The sequence below is a fragment of the Flavobacterium sp. NG2 genome (assembly GCF_034119845.1).
Lineage (GTDB): Bacteria > Bacteroidota > Bacteroidia > Flavobacteriales > Flavobacteriaceae > Flavobacterium.
Genome location: NZ_CP139420.1, coordinates 1,866,265 through 1,883,627, shown reverse-complemented (window position 1 = coordinate 1,883,627; position 17,363 = coordinate 1,866,265). Strand labels below are relative to the sequence as shown.

Here is a 17,363-nt window from a genome sequence, read left to right as displayed (position 1 = left end):
ATTATAATATTCCAGATTCCAGTTGCTCTAAATAGATAAACTCAGGTGATTTTACTCCTGCTTCTTTTCTGATTTCGATTAGTTTGGGAGACTCAAAGAATTGCTTTGCATTTTCTATTGAAGACCAAACTGAAAAATGAACAATCTTTTTGGGGTCGTTCTCGTATTTGAGAACTTGATAGGAGATTTCACCTGCTTCTTTTCTAATTTCAGAAGCGTTATCGAATATTTTTTTCCAAGCGTTATAATCTTCAACTTCGTGGATTATTAAGACGTATTTCATTTTTTAGGTATTAAAAGTTTGTAATTTTAAAATTGAAATAGACAGTACAATGTATGATAAGTACTACTCTAGTGTAAGTATCAATTTGTGCTAATTTGTACTTGTTTGTTTTATAATATCAAATTTAGAATATAAGATTTGATTAAAAATGTGTGTTTATGATAATATAAAGGTGTTTTGCGACAATGTTTTTTAGTAACTTTACAATTGGAAAAACAATATGTTTTTACAAACAGTTTAAAGTTAATTGTATGAAAAAGATTGCTGTATTAATTCCTGAAACCACTCTAATAAATGTAATTACTGATGTTGAGCATTTTTTTGAAGTAATTAATCAGATTTTAATTAATAGAAGAATGGATCCGGTTTTTATAATTCAACTAGTAGGTTTGAACAAAGTCGTTAACCTGAATAATGGAAAATATAGTATAACAGTTGATATATTATTAGAAGAAGATAAATCTTTTGATATTGTTTTTGTTACTCCATTGAGCGGAGACATGAATGAAGCTTTATTACTCAATAAGTCATTTATTCCATGGATAATTAAACAGTACGAAAATGGAGCTGAATTAGTTTCATTGTGTTTAGGTTCATTTTTTCTAGCTTCTACAGGATTGTTAAATAATAAAAAATGTTCATCACATTGGTTTTTAGCGGATAAATTTCGTTTTTTATACCCACAAGTTGAATTAGTTGATAATGCAATTATAACCGAAGATCAAGGTATTTATTCTAGTGGAGGTGCTAGTTCCTACTGGAACTTATTATTGCACTTAGCTGAAAAGCATACTAATCGTTCGATTTCAATTTTAGCCTCTAAATTTTTTGCTATTGATATTGACAGAGAAAGTCAGTCTGCATTTTCCATATTTAGAGGCCAAAAAAATCATAATGATGAAATAATTAAACTAGCCCAGGAGTATATTGAAAACAATATTGAAGACCGTATTAACGTTGAGGTTTTGGCAGATAGGTCGCTTTTAGGTAGAAGAACTTTTGAGAGAAGATTTCGAAAAGCGACCAATAATTCAGTTTTAGAATATATTCATAGAGTTAAAATTGAAGCCGCCAAACGCAGTTTTGAGAATACTAATAAAAATATAAATGATGTTATGCTTGAAATTGGTTATACTGATAGTAAAGCTTTTAGAACTATGTTTAAAAAAATCACTGGATTAACACCTATAGAGTATAGAAACAAATACAATAAAATAGTTTTGTCTTAATGGTTTATTGTACTTGTTTCTTTTTTTGTGGTTCTATGCTTTTATATTTATTTTTTAAAACCATCATATCTTCACTTACTTTTCTGTTCAGGACTTTTGCATAATGCTGAGTTGTATAAACAGAATGATAGTTGGAGGAACAGGAAAAATAGAGATGCTTAGGCATCTTTTTTTGTTTATGAAGTTGTCAATTCAGGATGATTTGTAAGAAAAAATAAATATATTTGATTATAAATATTGTGTGCTAGCAATCACACATATAAACTAGTTCGGTGCCATAGTAACTCGAAACAGCAGAAATGAAAACAGAAGAGAAAATATTATTAAATATTATATGCGATTTACAAGAACGTTTTGAGAAACTAACCGAATATGACTTATTAAAAGCATCTGGATTAATTCGACAACTTATTGTTGATACCAATCCAATTATTGAACAAGTAAATAAAAATTACAAACTAAAAATAGTTTACCGAGTTCAAAAACGTTTTAAAATGCCTGCTGGAAAAATAGATGAAGATGGAACTATTTGGAAACCCCTTTATGGTATGACTTTTATTGCACCAAAAGAGGATTCATCAAATATAGAATTATTAAAAAAAGACGAGTTTTTTAAATATGAATTACTCCATTATAATGGTGAAAGTTTTTCAGTTTTAGATATAATAAAAATATGTGCAAATAAATATGGCGGAATTCACTATGATGAAACTAAAAACCAAAAAGAGTTATTAATCGATACAACACACTTTGGTTTAACTTTTAATAATTCAAGTAGTGTATTACAATCTATGTATTCGATAATTGAAATTTGTCTTGAAGCATTCAATCCGTTAATTCTACAAATAAAATCAAACTACGGAACCTAACAGCAAGAGTTTCGATGCGTGCGTAGCACGAACAATGAAACTCGTGTTGAACGGAACCGCTGCCATTCTACAACTATGGTTTTTTCGATAAATGAGTTTTAAGAATTTCAAGAGGCTATTGTGCCTCTTTTTTTATACTTGTCTATTCGGGATTACTACTTGTCAAATCGGGAGTAACTGCTTTAGAAATACCAACACTCCAATAGTTCTGTTCTATTTTTGAGGGATGGAATGGTATGAGATTTTAGGTTTTGTTGTTGCTTGGGTTTTAGGTCTTTATTTGAGAGGGAAGATTTATGAGCATAAGAATGGGTATAAACGGAATGATAGTTGGAGGAATAGGAAGGAATAGAGATGCTTAGGCATCTTTTTTTGTTTATGAACTTGTCAATTCAGGATGATTTGTAAGAAAAAATAAATATATTTGATTAGAATATAAAGGAAAACAAAGCTTCGACAATGTACCTGATTTTGGGTGTATGTGCTAAGGTTTGTCTTGCCTATATGCAAGTTAGTGGCTATTTTACGTAAATATTTACATATCACATTATGATTAAAAACAGAAAATATCATTGTAATCTCATATTTTGCACATCTCCATTAAAAAAGAAATATAGATTTAAAGATATGTTTCAAATTACTCCTCTGCCTACGGAATTTGAATTAGCCTATGACAAACCAACTCACTTCCCTATACTTTTAGAATATTGGATTGATTCGGATGAAGTAAAACCAATCAATCTTGAGGAACTGGAAGACATTAGTGACTATGTTTCAGAATCAACACTGCAAAATAATTGGCTAAATAAATTAGTACGATTATTAACTGCTTTTACAAATCATTATTTTTTTGTTTATGATATAGAACAAGGATGGTTTATACCTTTAAATCTTCAAATCCCAAGAGAAGAATACAATAAAATATCAAGTTCCTGGGGTGTGAAATTTTATTATAAAGAAGAGTTACAAAAAAGGTTTCTTATTAATCAATTAACAGATGTAGAATTAGAAAATATTGAAGAACAAACTCATAATGAATATTTTCAAAGACCAAATATTGATAATAGGAATGAAGAAATAACCATTAGTAAATATACTAACGCAATGTTTGAAGCATTCTTTCTTCTTAATAAAATGGAAAGAAAATATTTTGACTCCGCTGTAACTTTAATTTACAATGGACAGCAAATTAAAGATAAAATGAGAAGTTTAGCATTTCTATCTTTTATTTCAAGTATTGAAACAATGACATCTTTAGAGTTTAAAGAGAAACAAGAAGAAATTCATTTAAAATGTAACAGTTGCAAAACAATCGAAAATTCTCCCTTTTCGTGCACTCAATGCGGTAGCCCAATTTGGGGTATTAGTCAACAATTTAAATTATATTTAAAAAAATATCTTACTACTGACCCAAAAGCAAATTCAGTAATAAATAAACTATATGGAACAAGATCTAAAATTGTTCATTCAGGTCAGTTGTTACTTGGTGATAGTTTTATTGATTGGGATAAAAATAAGCAACAAAATGAAGAATACGAGAGTTTAATTAGTATAATGCAATACAGTAAAATGAGCTTGGTTAATTGGCTATTAGCAACTGGAATAGAAAAAAACAGCCACTAACAGCTACTACAACGGATTTGGGGCATTTGGCTTAATGGAAAAATGGTTTTAAATTTGGGATGATTTGGCAAATCCGAATAATGGGCTTAATTTAATTCCAAACTGCTTGTAGCTCGAGAACGTTGTGTTATATAATACAAAATCTATGAAAATAACATCATATTTTGAAAACCATAAAAATATAATTGAAGTACAGTTATCTAAAGCGCAAAAAGAGGTGATAATTGGAGTCGCATGGATAAATTTCAACATATATTTTGATATTTTTAATGATCTTTTGGAAAGAAAAATAAAGTTAAAAATAATTTGTACGGATAATCCATCTAACCGAAATAATATAGTAGAGATAAATAAATTAAGACTAAGTGGTGCAGAAATAAAGCTTTTACAGATGCCAAATAGTAATTCACATATGCACCATAAATTCGCAGTTATTGACTCTAAAACTATCATGAATGGTTCTTTTAATTGGTCCAAAAATGCAATTAAAAGCTTTGAAAATCTTATGATTATAGAAGATTGTCCTGAAGAATGCAGAAAGTTTAAAAGAGAATTTGATAGAATTTTACAGTTAGAAAAATCGACAATTAAACATTTACAAAAATTTGTCAAGTGTAAAAATTGTGATGGAGAAATGCTAAACTTATTGGTATTTAGCGAGAGAAGTTCAAAATACTTTGAAACATACGGAGATGTCGTTAAAGCATGTAATTGTTGTATGGAATATGAAACTATGGAAGAATGCATACAAGACACTCAACTCTATATGTTGGTAAATAGTTTAAATGGTTCGAGTGATGATTATGAATACGAATATCTTAATGATTTAATTTTCAAAGAACTTAATTCATTTACAAATACTGAAATACATGCTATTGGAAAAGTAAAAACCACTTACGATCATCATGATGATGAGGACGTTGAAACTGTAATATTGTGGAAAAATAAATTTGTTGGAGACAGACTTGAAGATTCAATTGATAATGATTTTGGAGTTTACTATGATAATTAAAAATCACATCGCACAACAGCTAGAGATTCGTTGCGTGCGCAGCACGAACAATGAAACTCGTGTTGAACGGAACCGCTTATATCATAGTTATAAAGGCGCAAGATCTTCATAAAAAGAGATGTCCTGATGATAGCTGGAGGAAGAGAAATAGATAAGGAATATTATAAATTTAATCTAATCCCACAAAAAAGATGTTGAGGCATCTTTTTTTTATATAAAAACTTTTCATCGGAGCTTTTGAAAACAAACAAACTATGAATACGGTTAATTTATTAAAATATATTATTGATTTGTAGAACTATACACTAAATTTAAAAATTATTATCAAAATATAATATGAGTACAGATAAAGGAATTTTTTCAAAATTTGAGAGAGACGAACTTAATAAAATTACAGCTAAGTCAATATTAGAAAAGTTAATGAATATTCGACAAAATATCAATGTAGAATTTACTGCAAGAAGACTTGTATGGGAATTAATACAGAATGCAAAAGACAATGTAAACTTATGCAATGAAGCTGGAGAAAAAGTAGATGTGTGCATAAAAATAACTGAAAATCAATTCATCTTCTCTCACAATAATGGATTTTTTACAAATGAACACATAAGGGGATTAATTAGAAAGTATTCTTCAAGTGATAAAGACAGAGACCCTGAACAAATAGAAAAAATCATCAAAACAACAGGACGATTTGGTACGGGATTTATGACAACACATCTGCTTTCTGAAATAGTCCAGATTGAAAGTTATTATAAAAATGAAGATGGTACATTTAATATTTTTAATTTTTGGTTGGATAGATCTGGGAAAGGAGAAAAAGAGATAATTCAAGGAATTAATAAAGCTTTCGATGATGCTGAAGAAAGCATAGCGAAGTCACAGAAAATAAAACTAGATGAATTAGATTTTGTTACCTCTTTTACTTATCCACTATCAGAAAACAAAATAAGTTTAGCTAAAATAGCACTTGAAGAAGCTGAAAGTGGAATTGCATATACTTTAATCAATGTTCCTGAAATAAATTCAGTAACTATCGATAACGATTTACTTGGAGAAACCATTTATAAAATTGATTTAATTGAAGAAATACAATACTTAGATGATAAATTTTTAGTATACAATCTTTTAATAAATAATAAAAAAACGGAAGAATGTTTTATTACATTAGAAGATGAAGAGCTTAGAATAATAATACCTATTTCCAATGTAAAAGGAAAATATTATGTGTCAGAGCTAAGTTCTACAATTCCTAGACTTCATTTAGATTTTCCATTGATTGGAACAGAAGATTTAAACATACCTTTTACTATTAATAATTCATTATTTGAACCAACAGAGCCTAGAGATGGAATAAGCTTAATGTATGATAACAACATAGCCTCTCAAACAAATTGTGATATTATGTTACGGGCAGTATCGTTATATGAACAATTATTATCATTTGTTGGTGATAATAAAGATTGGAATAATTTATATAACCTTGCAAGGATAAAACTGCCTAATAAACATTCGTGGATTGATACTGATTGGTTTAAGGATAATGTATTACTTCCAATTCGGAATAAGGTTTTACACACACCAATTGTTGATGTTACTACTGGAGATAGAATTTCAATATGGAATGTTTATGATGAGCCGCAAGTCTATTTTCCTTATGCTGAAAAAAGTGTCGTTAGAGAAAAAATTTGGAGTTTATTACATAAATTATATCCAGAGTTTACGCCGATAAAAGAACATGTAAATGAATGGAATTCTATTGTATGGAAAGACTGTTATAAATTTTCAATTGAAGAGCTTTCAAAAGATATCGAATCTAAAGGTAGTATTTTGAATCTAAATACTAGTATTAATAACGAAGAAATCACTAGTACTAGATTTCTAAATGATTACTTTAAACTATTAAATTTAGAAAAAGAACATATTAAAGATATTAATAATGATAAATATAGAGTAATTCCGAATCAACAGGGAGAATTCATAAAAAAATCCGAATTATTTATTGATAAGAATATTGATGAAACATTGAAAGAAGCCTGTTCTTTAATAACTAATAGTCCTAAAGAATATTTAATTTGTAAAGGAATTAACACAGGCGAAGGATTACTTTACCATTCTAAAAAACAAGAAGACATAATAATTGTTATTAATAAAATTATTAAAGAAAGTACAGATAATAAAATTGCTGTTGTTTGTGATTATTTAGCATCTCTTTTTCCTGAAAATAATATTACCGAGAAACGAGCAAAAATTTTTGAATTTTCTCAAAAGATTTATCCCGAAGATTTTACTCAAAAAAGAGAACTGAAATACTATGATGATAGAATTTGGGAAGAGTCAGACAAGAAGTCTCTATTTTATATTGTCTCAAAAATAGCGGAACATAAAACAGTCGAAAAGGCATTTCAAGAATTTGGATTTGAAAGCAATCAATTCTTTATTGAATGGCTAAATAATTTGGTTACTTTTTTAGTTAAACAAGGATTTGAGAATAATATAAATAGAGAGAACCACCCAATTTTGCCTAACCAAAATGGAGATTTCTGCACAAAGGATAATTTATTTTTAGATGCTGGTGATATCGACAATGAATTAAAAGATATCTCCGAGGAATTAGGTTATGATTTTAGAGATGAATTATTAGAAATTTCAATATTTCTAGTGCTGCCAGATAATAGGTCTCACAATATAGAAAATGTTGCAGAAAAAATATCTGCCAATATAAAACCAATACTTAGAGATGTTGATAAAAGAAAAGTTTATAAAGAAACTTTGAAAAAATTTTATTTATGGATGAATGAAAATAGAACTAAAGCCGAAATTTATTTTCCTGATTTGTTCGAAAAAAGATTTCTTTTTTTAGAGGATGAAGATATTTCTAAAAACATAAAAAAGGCTACAGAATTAGATCAACTAATGGAGGAACACGGTATTGAATCAATTGAAGACCTTCGTGTACAATTATCAAAACTTCAGAATAGTAATAATTCAGAGAATAACGAGCTTGATAAAATTGATATTACCAAAGAGATTTTGGCAAGTTTAGGTATATCTTCTCCTGAAGAATTAGAAGAAGCATTTAAAAACCCTATGATATCATCAAGATTTTATCACACTTCAACACCCACAACTGAGATGTTTATTTATGCACAAAGTCTTATAGAAAGAACTAAAGAAAATATTATTAAATTTCTTCAAAACCATTCAGAATATGATTGTACTGATATTGAAGAGACTGCACCAACAACTTTAGCTGGAATAATTAAAAATGGAGTTTCAATTCAAATCGTAACACGACCATCAGATAATGGTGAAGTTATTTTATATTATTCTTCTGAAAAAGATACTTTAGATACTGATAATTCTGAACTTTGGGTTGACAATGGTATTAGCAATCCACATATTCTTACTTTAGGAAGAATTCTAAAGAGTACAGGTATTAATAGAATTCCAATAAATATGAACTAAAATATGACTTTACAAGAACAATTATCTTCAATAATATTACAGCCAGAAAGTGAAACTTTAGAGTATAAAGCTGTATTGCCTCCTTCGAAATCAATTGCTCAAATAATTTGCTCTTTTGCTAATACAAATGGAGGTATTCTTATATTGGGAGTTTCAGAAATAGGAGGTTTAAAAGTTTCAGGTTTAAGTGAAGATTTTCGAGCAACTTCTATAACACACAAAGCAATAGACTTATTAACTCCAAAACCGATAGTTGATTATGGTTATATATCACATAATTCAAAAAAATTATTTGCCATTAAAGTTGATAAATCTGCTGACATTGTTTCACTTGCTGGAAAAATTTATATTAGAGAAGGTGAAAAAATAAGACAATCAAATGCAACTGTTAATGTTTTTATCACAGGAGGATATCAGGGAATAACTTTGCTTAGTGCTACTCTAGAAAAATTGAAAATTGATGCAACAGACTCAAAAATAAGATTGATAGAGCATTATCAAAGTATCTTAAAAATGATGGATACGCTTAAGCCAATATTATATCCCGAAGATCCTGGTTTGTTTACGCTAGTAAAAGAAGGAAAGGTGTTATCAAGAATACTTTTCTCATCTGTTGTTGATAATTTTGAAACCTATTTGTCTGATATTCTTTTTGAAATTTATTTAGCAAAACCTGAAACTTTGAAATCAGATCAAATGGTAAAAGTTGAAGATGTCTTAAACTGTGTTGATATTCAGGATTTTATTACTTTTTGGGCAAAACAAAAAATAGGTAAGCTTCAAAAAGGAAGTGTTAAAGGTTTTATATCTGAAAACAAACAGATTAAAGATTTAAATATAATTGATAAGGCTGCTGAGGAAGAGATTGAAAAAATTCTACAAATAAGACATTTATACTCACATCGAAATGGAATAGTTGATGATAAATTTCTGAAGTATTACCCAACTGGATTTACAATAGGAACAGAACATCAACAATCAACAGATGAAATTTTAAATAAATTAAAATATTTGTCAAATGTTATTGATAAAATTGACAAAGCAGCTATTCAGAAGTATAGCTTATCAACAATTTAGCAAATGACTAATTATATTATGTGCTTTTGGATAAAGAGTGTTAAGAGAACTTATGTTTTGAATCTTTATATCTTCACTTGCTTTTCTATCTAGGACTTTTGCATAATGTATAATAGTTTTTAAATTTTTGCTTTCTTAGTATTTTGCTTCCAATTGCAATTTGAAGTTTATAAAAAACAAATTAAATGAAAAAACAATATATCACAGTTGCCCATTTTGCTGATAACCGACTAAGTCCATTAAATCAATCCAAGACTAAAGTTGTGTTACAGTTATTTGTTGGTAAATTTTCTGACGGTACAACGCCTAATTATCAACTTTTGTATGGATGGTGTATTGTTACATCACGACCTGATATTTCTGATGAGGCAACAATTAGTACATTTGAAAAAGTATATAGCGCAAATAGTTTTATTTGTGAAATAGCAAGAATATCTATTTATCAGTATCCTGAAAAAATTATTAAAATAGTTAACTCATTTCTTGCAGGAACAGCTTTTAAACTGTCTGCATCAAATGAAGGAATTAATGTAGATAAGATAAGATTCGATTTTTACTACAGTGCAGCTGTCGATGGTAACGTAGTAATTAGACCGATAATTTTCAACGAAACAAGCTCTACTGTTTCAAGAAATATGTTTGAAAAATACTCTCATAATAGTCCTTTTGGTAATACACCCTCTTTTACATTGCCAATAATAAGTTTAGATAAACTGAAAGTTTTTCAATCATCGGATGGCTACTATACTGATTACAAAAAAATATTAATTAAAATTTTAGACTATCTCTCTCAGGAAACAAAATTATTGTTTTCAAGTACTGAAAGTGCAAGATTTGGTAACATTGAATTAATTAATGGACCATGTGCTAATATTTTTGAAAAGGCTCAAGTATATTTCGAAAATATTAGTAGTGAAGAAGAACTTGAGGGTAAGAAGATTAAAACTTCCAAAAAAGTTGAGGTTACTATTTTGCCTAATGAGATTATTTGTTCTGAAGTTATATTAATAAATTGTTTTTCAAGAAATAGTGGTCAAGTAATTTTGGATGAAATTAAAGAAATAACTTACGTACCCAATGAAACTCTCGTGGTCACTTTTAATACTCAAGAACCAATAAGTGATTTAGTAGTTAGTATCTGGATTAAAGATGGTGATAAATGGCAAATTTGGTTCAAGCACTCTGCTGTATTATTAAGAAACATTGTGACAACAATGGGAATGGTAAGCAGAACTGGAAAAGTATCATCGTCATTTCTTGGTAAAGTATTAGCTGCAGGAAGTCATCTTAAAAAAGATGTTGATAAAGCAATGGAAATTAACAAATCAAGTTATCAAACTATGTCGATAGGTGGTCATAAACTTGACCCTTGGGTTGAAGTAGACAATAATTTTAATTCTTTAGTAAAGTCAATAGTTCCCGAAAAGTCAGAAGCAGCTTTTTTTCCGAAAGGATGGAATTCTGAAAATGAAGAACATGGAGCACTAGCTTTTTTGGAGTGGTTTAAAAAAGTTTGTGATCAAGCGAGTGATGTAATTATTCAAGATCCCTATTTTGATACGATTGGTTTAGAATTTCTAGCGAGAACAAGTAATTCAAATACTTCTTTTACGGTAATTACATGCACTCAAACACCTTCTAACGATGATGATAAAATTAAAAGTCAAACAATTTGGGAGGCTCTTAAATCTTTCTTTAAGATAAAAGAGAAAGAAATTGAAAGTATACCTAACCGAGCAACTCGTATAGTTAATTTGTTAAATGGCTTGCCAGAATTGTTTTCTTCTTTAAAATTAACTGTTTATGATTATCGAAACAAAACATCTAGTAATAAGAATTTATTACACGATAGGTATATAATTGTTTATTCTTTAAAGAGCGAACCAAAAGGATTTCATCTTTCAAATTCTATTCAAAATGCAACACAGAATTATCCCTTACTAATTACACCAATACCCTTAGATGTTCTTCGAAGTATTGAAAAATATAGTGTTGATTTAATCGAAGATGGTAGTCAAAAAGACACATTAGAGATGATACCGCTTTATGATTATAGGAATGAAATGGATTTAAAACAACGAGCAAAATCTCAAAATAGAGATTTACCACCTGATGATGAGTTATTTTCAAAGCTGAAAGCATTTGTCAAGAATGAAGATAAGCCCGATTTCAAATCAATTGAAAGTATGATTAGTTCTTATATGACCGATGACTATTTGAAATTCGAAAAGTTTTGGGATACTTTTGGATACTTTCTTGCCCGAACCTCTTCATGTGACGAGTTGTTAGATAATTTAAAAAAATGGTTCCCGATAGCATATTCTCATTTCCTATCTCAATATTTACAAAATTTAGTAAATGAAAATAATTTGGATAAATTTTCAAATGATAGAAATTTGAGTAGAAGTGGCTTTTATTTGCTTTTTCTTGAAGATTTTGATGAAGCGTTGGAAGCTTCTTTTAGAGTGGAAAATAGTTTTTTTGAAAATTATGGTTTTGGTAATTATGCTGCTGGTTATGCGAGTAGGGTTTTATTAAATATTGATGCCTTGTCCTTTGTGAACTTACTAACATCAATTCAAATTCAAATTTTAGATGAAAAGAAAAAAGAAAATATTAATGGAAAACCAATTCTAAGAATTACTGCTATTTTGTTTACAGATTTAGCAAAATCACTTTTTTGGCATTCTGATTTAAATATAATCAACATTTGTTTAGCATCAAAAGTTTTATCATTAAGAACCTTAGCGATTGCATCTATTGCAACTGATGCAGTTGAAAAAAAGGATGTAATATCTTTTGAAAAAGTTAAAGAGTTGTTTGGATTATTATGTTTTGAAGAGCAGATTAATGCCTTCATAGCACTTTTACATCAATCTAGATTTGATAGGGGTATTTCTCAATATCAACTCCGCAAAGATTGTTTTAGTGAAATATATAAGTTGTTAAAAACGAAAGATGAAAAAATTATTTTCGAAACCATTGAAAGAATAGTTTCTCAAAGATATTTTGTCTTAATTGAAGCTCTTACTACGAATAATTTACTTATCCCTCTAATAGATTATAAGTCGCTCACAATCAATAGTGTTCTAAATTTTTGGCGTTCGATATTTGAACGTGAGTTATCTGATTGTAAATCCATTTCAAAAAATGCTGGTGTAATGGATATTGCTGGTTGGTCCATTTATGCTGCCGCTGATGAAGTTGACAGCTTAAATTTTGTCAATTCATTGCTTAAAATGTCAAAAAGATATTTTGCTACTATCCGAAAGCCTTTCATGAGTGGCACAACAGATTGGGAAAATGATTATAGTAGATTATTGATGATACAGACGGTTGCTATGATAGCACTCAATTATCTTAAGCCTGGTGAGGAAACGGATAAATTATATAAAAAATTGAATTCGCTAGTTAATGAAATAAAGTTAATTAAGATTAATTATCCTTTTTTCAAAGATTATAATGAAACCCATTTAGTTAATGCTCAAATTACTGAAAAGTATTTTAGTTAATAAAAAGCCACTTTTAGTGGCTTTTTATCCGCAATTTACTTTTTTTTGAGTCAAACTTGAAAATTTTGATTTCAATATTTGCATATCCTCACTCACTTTTCTATCCAATACTTTTGCATAGTGCTGTGTGGTTCTCAAATTTTTATGACCTAACATTTTACTTACGGATTCAATTGGAACACCATTTGTGAGTGTTACAGTCGTTGCAAAAGTATGCCGGGCAATATGAAAGGTTAATTCTTTTTCAATGCCGCAAATCCCAGCTATTTCCTTTAAATAGGCATTCATTTTTTGATTTGAAAGAATAGGAAGTAGTTTTTCTTGATTATTGCTTTGTGGATGATTCTCGTATTTATCTATTATGATTTGCGTAATAGGAAGAATTGGAATTTTAGAAGCAGATTCTGTTTTTTGTCTGTGTGTAAATATCCATTTCTCGCCGTCTATTCCGTAGCTTATATGCGACTTTGTTAAGTTTTTCACATCTATGTATGCCAAACCTGTAAAGCAGCTGAATAGGAAGATGTCGCGAACTAGTGACAATCTTTCGTTATGTAAATCTTTGTTGATTAGGTTTTGTACCTCGGTTTCCGATAAATAAACGCGTTCTACTTCTTTTACTTTAGATTTGTAATTGGCAAATGGGTTTTTGTCAAGCCAGTCATTGGCTAAACATATTTTGATGATTTTATTGAAATTCTTAATGTATTTTACCGCTGTGTTATTAGCACAGTTTCTAACACTTCGTAACCAGAATTCATAATCGGTAATAAAAGCATGGTCAATTTTAGTAATATCAATATCGGAACAATTGTATTTCCATTGCATAAACTCAATGGTATGCTTCAAAGAAGTAGTGTAGCGTTCTAGTGTTCCTGGAGCGTATTCTTTACCCACCAATTCTTTGATTTTGTTGTTATGGTCTTGGAAGATGGAAACTAGCATTCTTTGACTTACTTCAGTTCCTTGTAATTTAGATTTTAAACTTGATGCAGTTGCAGCAGTTTTGTCTTTGATCATAGAATGATGTGCGTCATAAACTTGTTGCTCTAATGTCTTTAAATAAAGATTTAAAGATTTTACTTCGTTTGAAGAACCTGAAGCCTTTTGAATTTTGTTATCCCACTTATCGGGTTGAATGTATCTTTTGGAAGCAATTTCTTTTGGCTTTCCATCAATAGTAATTCTCAAATAAATAGGGGCGGTGCCGTTGGCTTTGATTTTACTCTTCTTGATGAAGAAAAGTAGGTTGAATGTTTTGTTCATTTTGTGGTGACTTTAAGTTTGATAAAATTATACTTCTTAAACACTCCTTACAAGATGTTCAAACCGTGAACACCTTATTATACAAGTGTTTCAGCGATTTCTAGTGACCTATTTGGGTTTATTCAAATAGGTCACTAAATAGGTCACTGAAAGAATACCATTTAATGAACTTTCTTGGTATAGCCACCAATAAAAAAACGCCGTAAAACATAAGTTTTACAGCGTTTTAGCCTTTTTTGTATTTCTACTGGCGGAGAAAGAGGGATTCGAACCCCCGGACCTGTTACAGTCAACAGTTTTCAAGACTGCCGCATTCGACCGCTCTGCCATTTCTCCAATAATTAGCAATCCTTTGTAGATTGCGAGTGCAAATTTAAACTTTTTTTTGATATTAAAAACAGAAAGTGTATTTTTTTTCTAATATCAATAACAATCTAAGTTCGAATAGATCCTAAAATATAAATGCCTCGAATTTTCGAGGCATTTATTATAAAATTACAGTATTAAAATCATTAATTATGATTTAGCCTGTACCAAAATATTTTTGTAATTTTCAATACTTTTAGGTGAAATCTGGGACGTTTTATATTTTTTAAATAAAAGTTCAAAATACAATCTTGATTTTTCCAACTCATTTATTTTATAATAATAATTCCCTAAGTATTCAAACATTTCAATAGAATCATAGCCTTTTGCAATAACTCTTTCATAAGTTTTATGTACATCTACAGAAACATATTTCTTTTTACAAATTGAATCGGCTGTAGCTGTCTGAGACCTAACACTTAAAAGATTGAACAGACAAAAACAAAAAACGAGTAGCACCGATAAAGCTGGGTAGGTTTTGCACGTGTTTTTCTTCATAAATAGGTTTTTGGTTTAGTTAAAAAGGAGGACTAAGATACATCTTAGAATTAAAAATGCAAATAACTTACTAAAAAAACACGAAAAACAGCTACTAAAACGTTGTATATTATTATTTTACTTACAGGAACACAACAATACTAACCCTATAAATTAGAATGAATAAAATTGGAATTTCAGATAATCTGACTAGAAAATAATGAAATGTTTTTTTAACTAACAAAAGGATTGTAGCTATAAATAATTCAAAAACACTTATGAGTCTCACAGAAAGACCTTTATAGTGACCATGGAGGGATTTGAACCCTCACGCCCTTGCGAGCACCACCCCCTCAAGATGGCGAGTCTACCGTTTCTCCACATGGCCAAAAATAAGTAGAGACGTTGCCATGCAACGTCTCTATAATTTTTTGTGACCCGACTGGGGCTCGAACCCAGGACCCCATCATTAAAAGTGATGTGCTCTACCAACTGAGCTATCGAGTCAATGCTATCAAGTAACTTATGTGTTGATCACTTTTTGTGACCCGACTGGGGCTCGAACCCAGGACCCCATCATTAAAAGTGATGTGCTCTACCAACTGAGCTATCGAGTCATAATTTGTTTGCTTGATTGCGGGTGCAAATATAAGGACTTTATTTAGAGTTTTCCAAGAAAAAATAGTTTAAATTTGTCTTTTTTAAATAAAAAAACTTAATACCTTAACTTATAAGGTTTTACTATATGAAGAAAATTATACTATTGGGCTATATGGGCTCAGGGAAGTCAACAATTGCAAATTCATTATCTAATTCTATCCAAATTCCGTTCATAGATTTAGACCATTACATCGAAAAAAAAGCAGACTTAAGCATCAAAGCTATATTTGACAAGCACGGAGAAATCTATTTCAGGAAGCTCGAACACGAAGCTTTTATAGAATTATTAAACAATACTGATGATTTAATAATAGGTTTAGGCGGCGGAACACCATGTTATGCAAATAACCATGAATTACTAATAGGAGACAATAGAACATCAATATACCTTAAAGCATCAATTGACACCTTATTCAATCGTTTGGTTTTAGAAAAAGAAAAAAGACCACTTATTGCCTCCAAGACAGATGAAGAGATGAAGGAGTTTATTGCTATGCATCTATTCGAAAGAAGTTTTTATTACAATAAAGCCCAATACACTGTATCTGTCGATAACCAGTCTATTGAGCAAATTGTAAATCAGATAGAAGAAGTCTTAGCTTAAGTAAGCATGACTGTTATCTTCTTCAAAAACAACATGAACATGTTCCAATAAAGAAGTAGAAAGAGAAATACCCTTAAAATCAGCTTTTACAGGGTATTTTTTATGATTTCGATCAACGAGAACCGCTGTTTTGAATTTTTTAAGTGGAACATCCAAAAAGTGACGTACTGCATAAATCAATGTAGTTCCTGAATTCAACACATCATCTACTAATATCAACCCTTTATTTGCATAAGTTTCTTTTGATATTGAAGTAGTAATGGCTGCATCTGGCTTTTCTTTGTCAATCTGTACTTCACAAAGACTAATTTTTAAATCAGATATATTTTTAAGTTCTAGAGCAATTTTTTCTGCAAAAACATATCCATTTGGTGCAATACCTGCCAAAACCAGTTCGTCATTATCTACAAACGTTTCATAAATTTGGTAAGCTATTCTTTTTATTTTATGGTTTATTTCCTGATGGGTAAGGATAATATTTTTACTCATTATGATTGTTATTTGAAGTTAATTATTTCAAGTAGTTATTCAACATCTAAGTCTTCATCTTCTATTGCATTACCATACTCATCAATATCCCTTCGGTCTTTCTTAGTAGGCCTTCCTGTTCCATGCTTGCGATAATGATCTTTCGAAAGCTTCAATAGTTCTAAATGTTGATAAACTTCAGCAGGAGTATCGTTACGTCTGTAGATGTCCACTAATTTAGCTCCTACCCGACTTTCTGGGATATCAAGAACCGTTATTATTTGTGTAATTTGATCTTTTCTAAAGGTGATTTTATCAGTAGGAAACACTTCTTTAGAAGGCTTGGCAACCTGACCATTTACGGTAATATGATTCTTTTTACAAGCTTCTGTTACCATGTTTCTGGTCTTGTAATATCGGACACACCATAAATATTTGTCTATTCGCAT

Annotated in this window: 14 protein-coding genes and 4 tRNA genes; 8 read left to right on the top strand and 10 right to left on the bottom strand. The window is 29.7% G+C overall.

From position 1 onward, the window contains the following. Position 1 precedes the first annotated feature (1 nt). On the bottom strand, positions 2 to 283 hold the full coding sequence (locus tag SLW70_RS08060; RefSeq protein WP_320891599.1) for an antibiotic biosynthesis monooxygenase: 282 nt from the start codon (positions 281 to 283) through the stop codon (positions 2 to 4). A gap of 356 nt (positions 284 to 639) precedes the next feature. Here SLW70_RS08060 and SLW70_RS08055 point away from each other — a divergent pair, with 356 nt between their 5' ends. Further along, on the top strand, positions 640 to 1,512 hold the full coding sequence (locus tag SLW70_RS08055) for a GlxA family transcriptional regulator (protein ID WP_320891598.1): 873 nt from the start codon (positions 640 to 642) through the stop codon (positions 1,510 to 1,512). A gap of 4 nt (positions 1,513 to 1,516) precedes the next feature. Here SLW70_RS08055 and SLW70_RS08050 read toward each other — a convergent pair whose 3' ends face one another. Beyond that, a complete protein-coding gene (locus SLW70_RS08050; protein WP_320891597.1) occupies positions 1,517 to 1,678 on the bottom strand; it encodes a hypothetical protein in 162 nt (53 codons plus the stop codon). Between the two features lie 133 nt (positions 1,679 to 1,811). On the opposite strand from SLW70_RS08050, the gene SLW70_RS08045 reads away from it, so the two are divergent. From SLW70_RS08045 to SLW70_RS08020, 6 genes are all read left to right on the top strand, one after another. Then, positions 1,812 to 2,381 carry a hypothetical protein gene (locus tag SLW70_RS08045; protein WP_320891596.1) on the top strand — a complete coding sequence of 190 codons (570 nt, stop codon included), beginning with the start codon at positions 1,812 to 1,814 and terminating at the stop codon, positions 2,379 to 2,381. A 627-nt stretch (positions 2,382 to 3,008) separates the two neighbouring features. Beyond that, positions 3,009 to 4,004 (top strand): hypothetical protein, encoded by a 996-nt coding sequence (locus SLW70_RS08040; protein ID WP_320891595.1) that lies wholly within the window; start codon positions 3,009 to 3,011, stop codon positions 4,002 to 4,004. 145 nt (positions 4,005 to 4,149) lie between these two features. Continuing rightward, entirely contained in the window at positions 4,150 to 5,016 is an 867-nt protein-coding gene (locus SLW70_RS08035; protein WP_320891594.1) for a phospholipase D-like domain-containing protein, read from the top strand. A 336-nt stretch (positions 5,017 to 5,352) separates the two neighbouring features. Next, positions 5,353 to 8,484, top strand: a complete 3,132-nt coding sequence (locus SLW70_RS08030) for an ATP-binding protein (protein WP_320891593.1) — start codon at positions 5,353 to 5,355, stop codon at positions 8,482 to 8,484. Positions 8,485 to 8,487: 3 nt separating this feature from the next. After that, positions 8,488 to 9,561: an ATP-binding protein gene (locus SLW70_RS08025; protein WP_320891592.1), complete on the top strand. Its 1,074-nt coding sequence runs from the start codon at positions 8,488 to 8,490 to the stop codon at positions 9,559 to 9,561. A gap of 185 nt (positions 9,562 to 9,746) precedes the next feature. After that, positions 9,747 to 13,073 carry a VPA1262 family protein gene (locus SLW70_RS08020; RefSeq protein ID WP_320891591.1) on the top strand — a complete coding sequence of 1,109 codons (3,327 nt, stop codon included), beginning with the start codon at positions 9,747 to 9,749 and terminating at the stop codon, positions 13,071 to 13,073. Positions 13,074 to 13,097: 24 nt separating this feature from the next. Here SLW70_RS08020 and SLW70_RS08015 read toward each other — a convergent pair whose 3' ends face one another. From SLW70_RS08015 to SLW70_RS07990, 6 genes are all read right to left on the bottom strand, one after another. Then, positions 13,098 to 14,339: a site-specific integrase gene (locus tag SLW70_RS08015; RefSeq protein ID WP_320891590.1), complete on the bottom strand. Its 1,242-nt coding sequence runs from the start codon at positions 14,337 to 14,339 to the stop codon at positions 13,098 to 13,100. Between the two features lie 248 nt (positions 14,340 to 14,587). After that, a tRNA-Ser gene (locus tag SLW70_RS08010) sits at positions 14,588 to 14,675 on the bottom strand. 180 nt (positions 14,676 to 14,855) lie between these two features. Beyond that, positions 14,856 to 15,203, bottom strand: coding sequence for a hypothetical protein (locus tag SLW70_RS08005; RefSeq protein WP_320891589.1), 348 nt, complete (start codon positions 15,201 to 15,203; stop codon positions 14,856 to 14,858). Between the two features lie 284 nt (positions 15,204 to 15,487). Beyond that, positions 15,488 to 15,570: transfer RNA gene (locus SLW70_RS08000), tRNA-Leu, on the bottom strand. A 46-nt stretch (positions 15,571 to 15,616) separates the two neighbouring features. After that, positions 15,617 to 15,689 (bottom strand) — tRNA-Lys (locus SLW70_RS07995). A 37-nt stretch (positions 15,690 to 15,726) separates the two neighbouring features. After that, positions 15,727 to 15,799 (bottom strand) — tRNA-Lys (locus SLW70_RS07990). 128 nt (positions 15,800 to 15,927) lie between these two features. Between SLW70_RS07990 and SLW70_RS07985 the strand changes: the two genes are divergently transcribed. Next, entirely contained in the window at positions 15,928 to 16,446 is a 519-nt protein-coding gene (locus SLW70_RS07985) for a shikimate kinase (protein WP_320891588.1), read from the top strand. Here SLW70_RS07985 and SLW70_RS07980 read toward each other — a convergent pair. Together SLW70_RS07980 and SLW70_RS07975 are read right to left on the bottom strand one after the other, a co-directional pair. Beyond that, entirely contained in the window at positions 16,438 to 16,935 is a 498-nt protein-coding gene (locus SLW70_RS07980) for a phosphoribosyltransferase family protein (protein ID WP_320891587.1), read from the bottom strand. The genes SLW70_RS07985 and SLW70_RS07980 overlap by 9 nt on opposite strands. A gap of 35 nt (positions 16,936 to 16,970) precedes the next feature. Beyond that, a complete protein-coding gene (locus SLW70_RS07975; protein ID WP_320891586.1) occupies positions 16,971 to 17,363 on the bottom strand; it encodes an RNA-binding S4 domain-containing protein in 393 nt (130 codons plus the stop codon).

Excerpts from the sequence above, each read along its gene's own strand:
- SLW70_RS08060 (WP_320891599.1), bottom strand. The coding sequence starts at position 283 with ATGAAATACGTCTTAATAATCCACGAAGTTGAAGATTATAACGCTTGG.
- SLW70_RS08055 (WP_320891598.1), top strand. The coding sequence starts at position 640 with ATGGATCCGGTTTTTATAATTCAACTAGTAGGTTTGAACAAAGTCGTT.
- SLW70_RS08050 (WP_320891597.1), bottom strand. The coding sequence starts at position 1,678 with ATGCCTAAGCATCTCTATTTTTCCTGTTCCTCCAACTATCATTCTGTT.
- SLW70_RS08045 (WP_320891596.1), top strand. The coding sequence starts at position 1,812 with ATGAAAACAGAAGAGAAAATATTATTAAATATTATATGCGATTTACAA.
- SLW70_RS08040 (WP_320891595.1), top strand. The coding sequence starts at position 3,009 with ATGTTTCAAATTACTCCTCTGCCTACGGAATTTGAATTAGCCTATGAC.
- SLW70_RS08035 (WP_320891594.1), top strand. The coding sequence starts at position 4,150 with ATGAAAATAACATCATATTTTGAAAACCATAAAAATATAATTGAAGTA.
- SLW70_RS08030 (WP_320891593.1), top strand. The coding sequence starts at position 5,353 with ATGAGTACAGATAAAGGAATTTTTTCAAAATTTGAGAGAGACGAACTT.
- SLW70_RS08025 (WP_320891592.1), top strand. The coding sequence starts at position 8,488 with ATGACTTTACAAGAACAATTATCTTCAATAATATTACAGCCAGAAAGT.
- SLW70_RS08020 (WP_320891591.1), top strand. The coding sequence starts at position 9,747 with ATGAAAAAACAATATATCACAGTTGCCCATTTTGCTGATAACCGACTA.
- SLW70_RS08015 (WP_320891590.1), bottom strand. The coding sequence starts at position 14,339 with ATGAACAAAACATTCAACCTACTTTTCTTCATCAAGAAGAGTAAAATC.
- SLW70_RS08005 (WP_320891589.1), bottom strand. The coding sequence starts at position 15,203 with ATGAAGAAAAACACGTGCAAAACCTACCCAGCTTTATCGGTGCTACTC.
- SLW70_RS07985 (WP_320891588.1), top strand. The coding sequence starts at position 15,928 with ATGAAGAAAATTATACTATTGGGCTATATGGGCTCAGGGAAGTCAACA.
- SLW70_RS07980 (WP_320891587.1), bottom strand. The coding sequence starts at position 16,935 with ATGAGTAAAAATATTATCCTTACCCATCAGGAAATAAACCATAAAATA.
- SLW70_RS07975 (WP_320891586.1), bottom strand. The coding sequence starts at position 17,363 with ATGCGAATAGACAAATATTTATGGTGTGTCCGATATTACAAGACCAGA.